The organism is Bacteroides sp. 3_2_5, assembly GCF_000159855.2.
In the GTDB taxonomy this organism is placed as follows: domain Bacteria; phylum Bacteroidota; class Bacteroidia; order Bacteroidales; family Bacteroidaceae; genus Bacteroides; species Bacteroides fragilis.
In genome coordinates this window covers 237147-250716 of record NZ_JH636043.1, presented here as the reverse complement: position 1 = coordinate 250716, position 13570 = coordinate 237147, and the positions used below count along the sequence as shown (strand labels likewise).

The window sequence follows — 13570 nt, the reverse complement described above, 5'->3', positions numbered from 1 at the left end:
ACAGTAAAATAGCAGACAATAAATCGTAAATTGTAAATATTTCCATGAACTCTTTAGATTCTCAAATTACCGCTTTGTACACCTTGGCGCACGAACTTCTTTATCTCGGTTCCGATGGCAGCCCCATCTACAGCGACCACTTCAGCCGGTTGAACGGTGATGTACTCAGTCGTGCCAATACTTTATATCCCCATCATGGCTCCACCGACGAGGAAGAAGCCCGTTTGTGCCTTTCGCTTCTGATGGGTTATAACGCGACGATCTACAATAACGGTGACAAGGAAGTCCGCATCCAGCAGATCCTGAACCGTTGTTGGGAAGTGCTCGACCGCTTGCCCGCTTCCTTGCTGAAGGTGCGCCTTCTGACTTATTGCTATGGTGAAGTCTTTGACGACGACCTCTCCCGTGAGGCGCATAGCATCATCGACAGCTGGGGAGAGCGTGCCCTTTCCGGCGATGAATGTGAGATTGCCGAACAACTCCGCAGTCTTGAAGAGAATCCTTATCCCAACTGGGAAGTAGAGGAGTAAACTCTTTTCTTTTTCGACACAACACTGTATATAACCTAAATCCCCTTTGCCTTGAATATCCTTTTCATCATATTGGCTTTTGTCATCTCTGCTTCGGTTGCCCGGCTTATCATTCCCCGCATCCTGCTTATCTCTTTGCGGAAGAAGCTTTTCGATATGCCGAGTGAGCGCAAGGTTCATAAACGTGCCATTCCCCGTTTGGGCGGTGTCTCTTTCTTTCCCACCATCCTGCTTTCCTCCTGTGGCGTGTTCGCCCTTCGCATCCTGATGGGTTATGATGTTCCCGCCCTCCGTGCGGTGTACTTGTTGCCCGAGTGCTTGTTTCTGGTCTGCGGGATGACTTTGCTCTACCTGACGGGTATTGCCGATGACCTTGTCGGAGTGCGCTACCGTCAGAAATTTGTGATCCAGATCATCTGTGCTTCGTTTTTTCCCCTGGCCGGCCTTTGGATCAATAACTTCTACGGTCTTTTCGGCCTGTATGCCCTTCCTGCCTGGATAGGTATGCCTTTTACGGTTCTTCTGGTTGTCTTTGTCACCAATGCCATCAATCTGATTGACGGTATCGACGGTCTTGCCTCCGGTCTGAGCAGCGTTGCCCTGCTTGTCTTCGGCTTCCTGTTCATGCAGAAAGAACTTTGGACGTACAGCATGCTCGCCTTTGCCACGTTCGGTGTGCTGGTCCCTTTCTTTTACTATAACGTCTTCGGCAGTGCGGAACGTGCCCGTAAGATTTTTATGGGTGATACGGGCAGCCTGACTTTGGGCTATGTGCTCTCTTTCCTTGCCATCAAATACAGCCAGTACAATCCGGATGTCACCCCGTATACCGAAGGTGCTTTCGTGATTGCTTTCAGTACGCTGATTGTCCCTGCGTTCGATGTGATCCGTGTGGTGATGGTTCGTGTTCGCAGTGGCAAGAGCCCTTTCGAACCGGACAAGAACCATATTCATCATAAGTTCCTGGCAATGGGTTTCACACCAAGAAAGGCGATGATAACGATCTTGCTGATTTCTTGTGCGTTTAGTGCGGTGAATATTCTGTTGGTTCCGGTGATTGACAACACGGTGATGCTTTTGGCGGATATTGCTGTGTGGGTGGGACTGAATTTATGGTTCGACAGGGTAAGAGATAAAAAACAGAAATAAGAAAAATAATTATACGATATGTCCCAAAAAGATCTATTGAAGCAACAAATTCTCGATTTAACCCGGGAATACTACAAAGAGGTTCACGGGTCCTCCCGCTCCTTCGAACCCGGTAAGAGTTTTGTCAACTACGGCGGCCGTTATTTTGATGACCGCGAACTGGTGAACCTGGTTGACTCATCCCTTGATTTCTGGCTGACTGCCGGTCCGTGGGCCCGGAAGTTTGAAATCCGTTTTTCCGAATGGTTGGGTGTTAAATATTGCTCCCTGACCAATTCGGGCTCTTCGGCTAACCTTCTTGCCTTTATGGCCCTGACCTCGCCGCAGTTGGGTGAGCGCAGAATCAGGCGGGGTGATGAAGTGATCACGGTAGCCTGCGGCTTTCCCACAACCGTGACCCCCTGCATCCAGTATGGTGCGGTCCCTGTTTTTGTGGATGTCACCATCCCCGAGTACAATATCGACGTGACTCAACTGGAAGCCGCATTATCTCCCAAAACTAAAGCGGTAATGATTGCCCACTCTTTGGGTAACCCGTTTGATTTGCAGGCTGTCAAAGATTTCTGTGATAAACATAACCTCTGGTTGGTAGAGGATAATTGTGATGCCCTTGGCTCTACTTATACAATCGACGGTGTAGAAAAGAAAACAGGTACGATCGGCCATATCGGCACAAGTAGCTTTTATCCTCCACACCACATGACGATGGGAGAGGGCGGTGCTGTCTATACCGATGATCCTCTGCTGCACAAACTGGTCAACTCTTTCCGTGACTGGGGCCGTGACTGCTGGTGCATCGGGGGTGTTGACAACACGTGCAAATACCGTTTCAGCAAACAGTTCGGCGACCTCCCGGTAGGTTACGACCATAAATATGTCTATTCCCATTTCGGGTATAACCTGAAAGTGACCGATATGCAGGCCGCCATCGGCTGTGCCCAGCTTGAGAAGCTGGACTCCATTGTCGAAGCCCGGCGGTCGAACTTCGCCTACCTGAAAGAAGGCCTTGCGGGTACATCTGGCCTTATCCTTCCCGAAGCGCAGAAGAACTCCGACCCGAGCTGGTTCGGCTTCCTTATTTCGGTGAAGGAAGATGCGGGCTTCACCCGTAACGACCTTTCCCAACACCTGGAGAGCAGGAAGATCCAGACACGCAACCTGTTTGCGGGCAACCTACTGAAGCATCCCGCCTTTGATGAAATGCGTTCCACGGGTGAGGGATACCGCGTAATCGGCAATCTGGAAGGTACTGATTACGTTATGAATCATACCCTCTGGATCGGTGTCTATCCGGGCATGACCCGTGCCATGCTCGACCACATGATCGGTACGATCCGTGACTTTGTCTCTTCCCATAAGTAATTTCCGGTTATTAACCTTCAGTAATCTGTCAAGCATAATGAAAGCCGTCATTTTAGCCGGTGGTTTCGGCACCCGCCTGAGCGAAGCCACTAACCTGATCCCCAAACCTATGGTGGAGATCGGTGGTAAACCCATCCTCTGGCATATCATGAAAACCTACAGCCATTACGGCATCAACGATTTCGTGATCTGCTGCGGTTATAAACAATATATCATCAAGGAGTATTTCGCCAACTATTTCCGTCATAACAGCGATATGACCGTGGACCTTTCCAACAATACGACCACCATTCTGGACAACCATTCCGAGAACTGGAAAGTCACGATGGTTGATACCGGGCTGAACACCCAAACGGGCGGGCGTATCCGGCGTGTACAGAAATATCTCGGGAACGAACGTTTCCTGCTGACCTATGGTGACGGTGTCACCGACCTGAACATCGGTGATACCCTGAAGGCTCACGAGTCTTCGGGCTGCCTCCTTTCCCTTACGGCCTACAAACCCGGTGGTAAGTTCGGCGCCCTGCAGCTCGATCTCGATACGGACAAGGTCCTCTCTTTCCAGGAGAAGCCCGACGGGGACCGTAACTGGATCAATGCGGGCTATTTTGTGTGTGAACCCGAAGTGTTCGATTATATCCCTGAGGGTGACTCCACCATCTTTGAGCGGCAACCCCTCGAGTCTATAGCCAAGGCGGGCCGGATGCACGCTTTCCGCCATACGGGTTTCTGGAAACCGATGGATACTCTGAGAGACAATACAGAATTGAATGAAATGTGGGATCAGGGAGTCGCTCCCTGGAAAGTGTGGTAAGCCGTATGGGAATTGATATATTTGATAATTTTTATCGGGGCAAACGTGTCCTTGTCACCGGTCATACGGGTTTTAAAGGTAGCTGGCTCTCCATCTGGTTGCATGAATTGGGGGCCGAGGTGATTGGTGTGGCTCAAGACCCTTTTACGGCTCGAGACAATTTCGTACTTTCCGGTATCGGCGAGAAAATTAAGGCCGACCTTCGTGCCGATATCCGCGATGGTGAGCGTATAAAGGCTATCTTTCAGGAATATCAACCTGAGATTGTTTTTCATCTTGCTGCCCAACCTCTGGTTCGCTTGAGTTATGACATCCCTGTTGAAACCTACGAAACCAATGTAATGGGAACAATCCATGTTCTTGAGGCAGTCCGTTCTACGGATAGCGTGAAGGTAGGTGTGATGATTACCACAGATAAATGTTACGAGAATAAAGAGCAAATCTGGGGCTATCGTGAAAACGAGCCTATGGGTGGTTATGACCCTTATTCCAGTAGCAAGGGAGCCGCTGAGATTGCTATTGCTTCATGGCGTCGTTCTTTCTTCAACCCCGAGCAATACGATAAACACGGAAAATCCATCGCCAGTGTAAGAGCTGGTAACGTTATCGGTGGTGGAGACTGGGCCTTGGACCGTATCATTCCGGACTGCATCAAGGCTTTGGAATCGGGACGGACAATCGATATCCGCAGCCCGAAGGCTGTCCGTCCCTGGCAGCATGTGCTTGAACCGTTGAGCGGTTATATGCTGCTCGCACAAAAGATGTGGGACGCCCCTACGGACTATTGTGAGGGCTGGAACTTCGGTCCCCGTTCCGAGTCCATCTCGACAGTTTGGGATGTGGCCACCCGGGTTGTGTCCGAGTATGGGCGGGGTGAACTGCGTGACCTTTCTACTCCGGATGCATTGCATGAAGCCCGGCTTTTGATGTTGGATATCTCCAAGGCTCGGTTCTGTCTGGGCTGGGAGCCTAGGATGAATATCGGGCAGACGGTCGGATTGACGGTGGACTGGTATAAGAGATACCGGGAAGAAGAGGTATATGATGTTTGTGTTGACCAGATAAAAGATTATTTATTGAAATGAAGATATTATTGACGGGGGCGACTGGTTTTTTAGGATCGCATATTGCAGAAGCCTTGCTGGCAAACGATGTTAACCTGATGATAACTAAACGGTCAATGTCTTCGTTGAACAATTGTACCTCTTTCATTGATCATGTACAAGTCATAAACTCGGATAACCCTATCTGGATATCCCAAGCTTGCTCTTTTAGCCCTGATATTATTATTCATTCAGCCTGGACGGGGGTCCTGTCTGGCAATAGATACGATTGGCCGGTCCAACTGTCTAATATTGACTTTATGAATTCTTTGCTTTATATAGCAGAGAAAAGTAACGTTTCTAAATTTATAGCTTTGGGTAGTCAGGCCGAATATGGGGATTTTGATGGGATAGTCTCTGAAAATGCCGGCTTGTTTCCTGTCAATAGCTATGGATACGTGAAGTCCATGGTTTCCCGGATGGTTGGTTCTTTCTGTGATTTACGTGGGATTGATTGGTACTGGTTAAGAGTTTTTTCCGTATACGGAGAGCGGGAGTCAAACCAATGGCTGATCCCCGGTCTTTTGACTAATATGCTTGACAATATGGCTGGTATGGATCTGACTTTAGGGCTACAACGCTACGCTTATTTATATGTGAAGGACTTTGCCAATGCCGTAATGAAAGTATGTTCAGGGAAAGCTCCCTGCGGTGTCTATAATTTATCATCTTCTACTGCGATCGAATTAAGAGTACTTCTTGAACATTTGAGAGATAGATTAAATCCGGCTTTTGAGTTGCGTTTTGGTGCGTTGCCCTATCGTGCCGGTCAACCAATGTTGGTGCAAGGTGATGTATCGAAATTTGTAAAGTCGTTTGGGCACTTTGAGAATACACCGTTAAATGCCGGTTTGGAGTATACTATCACTTATTATAAAAAACAACATGAAAGTATCTGACTATATAATATCGTATATCGAGTCCCGGGGAGTACATGTCATATTCGGATATATAGGTGGAATGATCACCCATCTGGTCGATTCTGTTTCTCAGAATCCGAATATGCAATTTATTCAAACTTACCACGAACAGACCGCTGCTATCGCTGCAGAAGGCTTTGCGAAAGAATCCGGACTTTTTGGAGTTGCTATTTCGACCAGTGGTCCTGGAGCTACTAATATGATGACGGGTATTGCTGACGCATATTTTGACTCTATTCCGGTTCTTTATATAACGGGTCAGGTGAATACATATGAATACAAATATGATAAGCCTGTCCGTCAGCAAGGTTTTCAGGAGACGGATATTGTAAGTATGGTTAAGTCCGTCACTAAATATGCCAAATTGATAGATAAGGCTGAAGATATTAAATATGAACTGGATAAAGCCTTATATATTGCTTTGTCGGGTAGAAAAGGGCCTGTACTGCTGGATCTGCCAATGGATATCCAACGGGAGGAAATTAATCCGGAAACATTGATCGGATATTCCGGTGAGAGTATTTTAAATAATCCTTTGATAGCCTGGGAGGAAATCAGGTTATTAATGGAGTCGTCCCATCGTCCCATGTTGCTTTTAGGGGCAGGATGTTGCAATTCGGATATGGTTTTGCTGAATGATTTCATAAGACGGCACCATTTCCCGGTTATTACTTCTTTAATGGGTAGAGGGGCTATTGATGAAACATACGATAATTACATTGGGATGATAGGCAGTTATGGTAACCGTTGTGCTAACATGGGAGTTGCCAATGCCGATTTGTTGATTGCATTAGGAACCAGATTGGATACTCGACAGACCGGTGCCCGGTTGGATCAATTTTTATCAAATGGGCACATCATTCATGTTGATATTGATGACAACGAACTGGAATATCATCGTTTATTGAATCGTAAAAAAGTGAATTGTACCATTGATTGCTTTCTACAGAAGGAAAAAGAAATGCCGATTTCTTTAGGGGACATTTCAGAGTGGAATTTTTTCCTGCATGGGCTCAAGCAACGATATGGTCAGGATGCAGAAATAGAGCGTTTTGTTGAAAACAAATCTCCATATCGCTTCATGCAGTATTTTGATTCTTTGACTCAAACCGACGATGTTATATGTGCGGATATAGGTCAGAATCAAATGTGGGCGGCTCAAACCTTACGGTTAAAATCCGGGCAAAAATTTGTAACAAGTGGAGGACTTGCCCCAATGGGCTTTTCATTACCGGTAGCCATCGGGTGTTCGTTTGCCAATCCAAATAAAAAAGTTTTTTCCATAAATGGTGATGGAGGTTTTCATATGGCTATCCAGTCTTTGATGCTTATTTCTCAATATAATCTTCCTATTAAGGTAATAATATTGAATAATGCTTCTTTAGGTATGATTACTCAATTTCAACATTTGTATTTTGATGATCGAATGTGTGGAACTACTTTGAATGGAGGCTACAGAGTGCCGGATATTAAATCTCTTTCTACGGCTTATGGCTTACCTTATTTTAGATTGACTGTTGATCGGTTGGATGATCCTGATTTGCGGGAAGAGATGCAGGCAGCCCACAACTGTATTATTGAATGTGTGGTAGAAGGCTTGACTAGTGTTTCTCCGAAATTGGAATATGATAAGCCTATTTCCAAGCCTTTACCTTTATTGCCAGAAGAAGAATATAAGGAGAATATGCTATCAGAGGTTTGATTGTATATATTGCTTGAAGGAAGATTGTTGTATTTAATATAATTAATAGGTTGGATTCTTCATTTATAAGAACTATACAAAGGTATTTAGGAATTGACAGAGCTATTTTTTATACTTCTGTAGCACGTATATTGCAGGCGTTTGGTGGAGTTATTTCAGTTTTTTTTGTAGCCAAATATTTAACAGGTATAGAGCAGGGATTCTATTATACTTTTGGCAGTATTGTTGCGATTCAGGTCTTTTTTGAATTAGGACTTAATAGTATTATAACTCAATATGTTGCTCATGAAGTTTCTTATCTTAGTTGGAAAACTCCTGTAGAGTTATCTGGTGAAGAAAAGTATAAATCTCGTTTGGCTTCGCTCTTACACTTCTGTGTGAAGTGGTATTTGGGTTTTGCTGGAATATTATTAATTACCTTGATTATAGTTGGTTATTCTTTCTTTAATAGATATGGTAATCATAATGATATTGATTGGCACTTACCTTGGTTACTTTTAGCTTTTGGAACAGCTTTGAATTTATTGCTTGCCCCTGTTTCGGCTTTTTTAGAGGGGTTGGGCAAAGTGCAAGAGGTTGCTAAAATGTGTTTATGGCAGCAAATGATTGGGCTTCTTGTTGTTTGGGGAGGACTGATTATTGGAGCAAAACTATATGTCTTGGGAGTAAATTGGTTGGTTGGTATTACTTTAATAGTAATTTTTATTGTAAAAACTGATTTTGGAAATATTATACAAAATATATGGCAGATAACTATTAAAGAAAAGGTGAATTATCGGAAAGAAATATTTCCTTACCAATGGAAAATTGCTTTAAGTTGGATTAGTGGCTATTTCATTTTTCAGCTTTTTAATCCGGTATTGTTCGCAACTGAAGGAGCTGTTGTAGCAGGGCAAATGGGAATGACTTTAGCAGCATTAAATGGTATACAATCTCTGTCTTTAAGTTGGATGACTACGAAGATTCCACTTTACTCTGGACTAATAGCGCAGAAGGAATATCAACGGTTAGATATTGTTTTTAATAGAACATTGAAGCAGTCTGTTTTTATAAATGGATCTGCATTAATTATTATGTTTATATTTATATATTTTGTAGAGCACTATCATATTGTTGTAGGAGATATAAATTTAGGAGATCGTTTTTTGAAGTGCTGGCCTATGACTCTAATGATGATATCCTTATTTGCTAATCAATTTGTTAATTCATGGGCTATATATTTGAGGTGTCATAAAAGAGAACCCTTTTTAATAAATTCAATAGTGGGGGGGATTTTATGTTGCTTATCTACAATTTTTATGGGGATATATTATGGAATATTAGGTATTACTGGAGGATACTGTTGTATTACATTGATATTAACTTTTTGGGGATATTGGATTTTTAAATGTAAAAAAAATGAATGGCATAAAAAAAGATAAATATACATTGTTATCTATATGTATTCCTACCTATAACAGATATGAAATATTAAGAGAAGGGCTTAATATATTGCTTCCGCAGATAAAAGGTTTAGATATAAAGGTTTATGTAATAGATAATAATTCAACAGATGATACAGTATTAATTGCTAATGAATATAGTGATATTATTTATATAAGAAATGAAAAAAATATTGGAGGGGATATGAATATTTTGAAAGCTTATCAAATAGCGTCTCAAACCTCCGAATATATTTGTGTTTTAGGTGATTCGTATCGTTTTAAGAATAGACTTGATTCAATAATGGATTTATTGTTGCCTTGTGATTTGAATTTGTTAGTTCTAAATCGAGAGTGCGAATTTAGTGGAATTCATTCACGTTATTATTATAGTGCCGATGAGATATTGTCTGATTTAGGAGGTGGAATGGATTTGATAGGTTCTATTGTTGTAAATAAAAAAGCTGTTTTGGAGGAAAATTATGTACCATATTTGTGGAGTAATTTTATACATGTTGGTATGGTGTTTAATTATTTATCTTCTTTAGATTCTCTAAAATGTTATTTTTTAAGAGAACAGGTTTTGTACCATACTAATTTAGATAAAACAAAAGTGTCATGGTATAAAGATATGTTTGAAATATTTGCGAAAACTTGGATGCTGACCATATTATCTTTGCCAGCGACACTATCAATTGATAGTAAACTCCAGTGCACTAAAAAACATGATATATATACAGGCGTTTTTAGACTGAAACGTTTATTGTATTTGAGAGGCTTTGGCTATGTTAAATATAAAGATATAAAAAAATATAGTATATATATCCCTTTTGTGACGGATGTTCCTATATTGTATATGTATTTGATCTCAATGATACCTCAATTCATAGTACAATCTCTAATCTTTCTTAATAAAATGAAATCTGTTATGTTTTTATGGTATATCCTTATATGAAAAAAGTAACATTTCTTTTACCTCGTACAGGTGAAGTACCTATCGGTGGTTTTAAAATCGTATATGAGTATGGAAATAGGCTAGCCCAAAGAAATGTTCAGGTGACTTTTGTCTATGGAATTGTTTCGAGAAAAGATTTATCTTTTCTTCTTTCTTTCTTTTATAGGGTATTTCGATTCTTTCGTTTCATTAAATATAAGTATTTTGTAGATTACAAACCTACTGTATGGTTTAAAACCAACCCTGAAATTTCCCATAAATTGGTATATAGTTTGTCTGAAAGGAATATACCTAAAAGTGATATAATTATTGCAACGTCATGGGCTACAGCTTTTTGGTTAAATGATTATTGTTGTATAGAACCTAGTGGTAAATATTATTTTATTCAGCATTTTGAGGATTGGCATGCTGGTAAAGATAAGGTGATCACTACATGGAAAATGAACTTAAACAAGATTGTAATAGCTCCATGGCTACAAGATATTGCTTGTAATATGGGGGAGAAGAGCGTTTTGGTTGAAAATGCTTTTAATCAGGATGAATTTTATTTATCAAATCCAATTGCTGATAGAAATAAATATACGGCTATTATGCTTTGGCATGATAATCCGTTTAAAGGTTGTTCAATTGGATTGAAAGCTTTAGAAATTGTACTTAAGCGTTTTCCTGATTTCTCAGTAAAATTATTCGGAGTGCCAGAGAAACCTGTGCATTTGCCTCCTTGGGTTACTTATTATAGAATGCCTCAAAAGGACTTACATAGAAAATTATATAACCAGTCTGCTATTTTTATTGGTACAAGCTATTCTGAAGGTTGGGGGTTAACTCTTGGCGAAGGAATGTTGTGCGGTTGTGCTATCGCTTGTACCAATAATCCAGGGTACACAATTTTGGCAGAGAATAATGTGACGGCTTTATTATCAGAAGTTGGTGACGCAGAAGGATTGGCAAATAATATAATAAAATTAGTAGAGGATGATTTACTGAGATTGAAGATAGCAGAAGCTGGATGGAACAGGGCACGTTCCTATACTTGGGAAAGATCATTTGAAAAATTCGTTGCTGCTATAAAGGTTTTCGTGTAGAGCTTGGTTTATGTTTATATTTATATTGATTAATGTAATTTCATTTTTTGTTTGTGTTAAAATATACACTTCTTCTTTAAATTATAAATATTCCACTGTTTCCTATTTATTTTTTTGCTGTATTCTGGTGCTTGTTGTAGGATTTCGTGCAGAAAATGTAGACCATGATTATCAGAATTATTTTAATGCAATATATGATAATACTACTATAAGTGAACCTACTTTTCTTTTTTTTAGTTTGGTGATAAGAAACTTTAGTTTGCCTCCTGCTTTTTTATTTTTACTATATGCGACATTAGGAATTGGGCTTAAATTTTGGGCTATTAGAAAATATAGTAGTTTTCAGCTCGTCGCTTTGTTGATTTATTTTTCTAATTTTTTATTATTACACGAGATAACCCAGATCAGGGCAGGCGTAGCATCTGGATTATTACTATTATCTTTTCCTGTATTGGCAAACAAGTGTTATAAACAATTTTTGCTTTTCGTTTTTGTGGCAGCTTTATTTCATTTTTCAAGTTTATTTGCACTACTATTATTACCTGTGACAAATACTGGTCTAACACAAAAAAGGATTGTTTTGTGGGGATTGTTTCCTATGTTAGGTTTGTTTCTACATGTATTTAATATCAATGTTATTTCTATGATTCCTATTGATGTTATCAGAGAAAAGATGCAAATGTATAAGGCGTTGGAAGAGATGGGAGAAGATGGGTTTTCTCAAGTTAATTTATTTAATCCTTATTACTTGTTTAAGTTAGGGATATATTATTTCTTTTTGACAAAATATACTTTTTTTGAAAGAAAAGATAAATATTTTACTATTTATTTGAAGATTTTTGGCTTATCTTTGTTCTTATTTCCCGCATTATCTTCAATAACTCCTTTATTGGGGTACCGAATTTCAGAACTGTTTGGCATTATTGAGATTTTCTTATTTCCGATAGCGTGTTTTCTTTTTAGAACTCACAAACAATCTTTATTAGTAATCTTCCTATATTATTCTTTGCTGATGTCTGTAAATGTATATCACAAAGAGCTTATATTTTTATGATTCGCCCTTTAATTTCTGTTTGTATTGCTACTTACAATGGTGAAAAGTTTATTGTAGAGCAACTTAAAACTATATTATCTCAACTGACTGATTTTGATGAGATAATAATTTCAGATGATCATTCCTCTGACTGTACACTGAGTTTGATACGTTCTTTTCGAGATCCAAGGATAAAAATTTATTTAAATGAAAATGATAAGGGATATACATCGAACTTTGAGAATGCTTTGAAGAAAGCGACTGGAGAAATAATATTTATAGCAGATCAGGATGATATTTGGAAAAAAGATAAAGTTGATATAAGCTTAAATTATTTAAAGAAATATGATTTTATTGTTTCAGATGCTTGTATCATAGATAATTCAGGAAATTTTATGTTTGAATCTTATATAAAACAGCGAAATTCTTATGTTTCATTTTGGGCTAATGTATATAAATTTAGTTTTTTAGGATGTTGTTATGCTTTTAAAAGAAAAATATTAGATATTGCTATCCCTTTTCCTCCTAATCATAAATTGTGTACACATGATAATTGGATTTTTTTAATAGCTGCTTCAAGCTTTTCTTATAAGATTATTCCAGAAAAGTTAATATGTTACAGGCGACATTTGGGGAATACCTCTACTGGTGGATTGAAAAATAATACATCGTTGTACTTTAAAATGAAATATCGCATATATTTAATATGGCACTTACTCAAGAGAAAATTAGAGTTTCGATTATAACAGCGACATATAATAGTGGAAATACTCTGACTGATACCGTACTTTCTGTCTTATCTCAGTCTTATTCCAATGTAGAATATATAATTGTAGATGGTGGATCTCAAGATAATACGATTGAGATAATAAAGATGTTCGAATGTCGGTTTAATGGAAATTTAAAGTGGATAAGTGAAACAGATAGGGGGTTATATGATGCAATGAATAAAGGTATTCAGTTGGCAACAGGGGATATAATTGGAGTTCTTAATTCTGATGATTTTTATACGTCACAAACTGTTTTAAGTCGTGTGGTTGCTGAATTTGAGAATAAATCTTTGGATGCGGTGTACGGTGATGTACATTTTGTCAAAGCAGATAACTTAAATAAGTTTGTACGCTATTATTCATCTAGAATATTTAAACCTGTTTTAATGAAATATGGATTTATGCCAGCTCATCCAAGTTTCTATTGCCGAAAATATTGTTTCTTTAAATATGGACTATATAAAATAGATTATAAAATCTGTGCTGACTTCGACTTATTGTTAAGATATATATATGTTGATAAAATTTCTATTAAATATATTCCTTTGGATATGGTAACAATGCGTTTAGGTGGAGTTAGTACAAATGGCATTGGTAGTCATATACGAATAATGAAAGAACATTTACGCTCTTTTAGAGAAAATGGTGTGAAAAGTAATGTTTTTATGTTGTCAATCAGATATTTATATAAAATAACCGAATTCTTTATAAAATAATAGTAGTGCA

At 39.4% G+C, this 13570-nt stretch carries 13 protein-coding genes; all 13 read left to right on the top strand.

From position 1 onward, the window contains the following. The first annotated feature begins 44 nt into the window (after positions 1–44). The 13 genes from BSHG_RS18945 to BSHG_RS19005 are packed head-to-tail and all read left to right on the top strand — an operon-like array spanning position 45 to position 13560. Positions 45–530 (top strand): UpxZ family transcription anti-terminator antagonist, encoded by a 486-nt coding sequence (locus tag BSHG_RS18945; protein WP_005790533.1) that lies wholly within the window; start codon positions 45–47, stop codon positions 528–530. A 51-nt stretch (positions 531–581) separates the two neighbouring features. Further along, positions 582–1679, top strand: a complete 1098-nt coding sequence (locus BSHG_RS18950; RefSeq protein WP_005790532.1) for an MraY family glycosyltransferase — start codon at positions 582–584, stop codon at positions 1677–1679. An 18-nt stretch (positions 1680–1697) separates the two neighbouring features. Beyond that, on the top strand, positions 1698–3041 hold the full coding sequence (gene rfbH, locus BSHG_RS18955) for a lipopolysaccharide biosynthesis protein RfbH (protein WP_008657408.1): 1344 nt from the start codon (positions 1698–1700) through the stop codon (positions 3039–3041). A gap of 37 nt (positions 3042–3078) precedes the next feature. Further along, the gene (gene rfbF / locus BSHG_RS18960) at positions 3079–3855 is read left to right on the top strand and encodes a glucose-1-phosphate cytidylyltransferase (protein ID WP_005781149.1); all 777 of its coding nucleotides are present in this window, start codon (positions 3079–3081) and stop codon (positions 3853–3855) included. A 5-nt stretch (positions 3856–3860) separates the two neighbouring features. Then, a complete protein-coding gene (rfbG, locus tag BSHG_RS18965) occupies positions 3861–4940 on the top strand; it encodes a CDP-glucose 4,6-dehydratase (RefSeq protein WP_008657403.1) in 1080 nt (359 codons plus the stop codon). Next, entirely contained in the window at positions 4937–5857 is a 921-nt protein-coding gene (locus tag BSHG_RS18970) for an NAD-dependent epimerase/dehydratase family protein (protein WP_008657401.1), read from the top strand. Before rfbG ends, BSHG_RS18970 begins: the two co-directional genes overlap by 4 nt. Continuing rightward, a complete protein-coding gene (locus BSHG_RS18975; RefSeq protein ID WP_315984452.1) occupies positions 5802–7580 on the top strand; it encodes a thiamine pyrophosphate-binding protein in 1779 nt (592 codons plus the stop codon). The genes BSHG_RS18970 and BSHG_RS18975 overlap by 56 nt, the downstream gene beginning before the upstream one ends. Before the next feature lie 50 nt (positions 7581–7630). Next, entirely contained in the window at positions 7631–9001 is a 1371-nt protein-coding gene (locus BSHG_RS18980; RefSeq protein ID WP_008657397.1) for a lipopolysaccharide biosynthesis protein, read from the top strand. Next, positions 8979–9956, top strand: a complete 978-nt coding sequence (locus tag BSHG_RS18985) for a glycosyltransferase family 2 protein (protein WP_008657396.1) — start codon at positions 8979–8981, stop codon at positions 9954–9956. Before BSHG_RS18980 ends, BSHG_RS18985 begins: the two co-directional genes overlap by 23 nt. Continuing rightward, complete coding sequence (locus tag BSHG_RS18990; protein WP_225549509.1) at positions 9953–11041, top strand: glycosyltransferase family 4 protein; 1089 nt, start codon at positions 9953–9955, stop codon at positions 11039–11041. Before BSHG_RS18985 ends, BSHG_RS18990 begins: the two co-directional genes overlap by 4 nt. Before the next feature lie 10 nt (positions 11042–11051). After that, positions 11052–12095 carry an EpsG family protein gene (locus tag BSHG_RS18995; protein ID WP_008657392.1) on the top strand — a complete coding sequence of 348 codons (1044 nt, stop codon included), beginning with the start codon at positions 11052–11054 and terminating at the stop codon, positions 12093–12095. Continuing rightward, a complete protein-coding gene (locus tag BSHG_RS19000; protein ID WP_008657389.1) occupies positions 12092–12820 on the top strand; it encodes a glycosyltransferase in 729 nt (242 codons plus the stop codon). Before BSHG_RS18995 ends, BSHG_RS19000 begins: the two co-directional genes overlap by 4 nt. Then, positions 12781–13560 (top strand): glycosyltransferase family 2 protein, encoded by a 780-nt coding sequence (locus BSHG_RS19005; RefSeq protein WP_008657387.1) that lies wholly within the window; start codon positions 12781–12783, stop codon positions 13558–13560. The genes BSHG_RS19000 and BSHG_RS19005 overlap by 40 nt, the downstream gene beginning before the upstream one ends. The last annotated feature ends 10 nt before the right edge of the window (positions 13561–13570 follow it).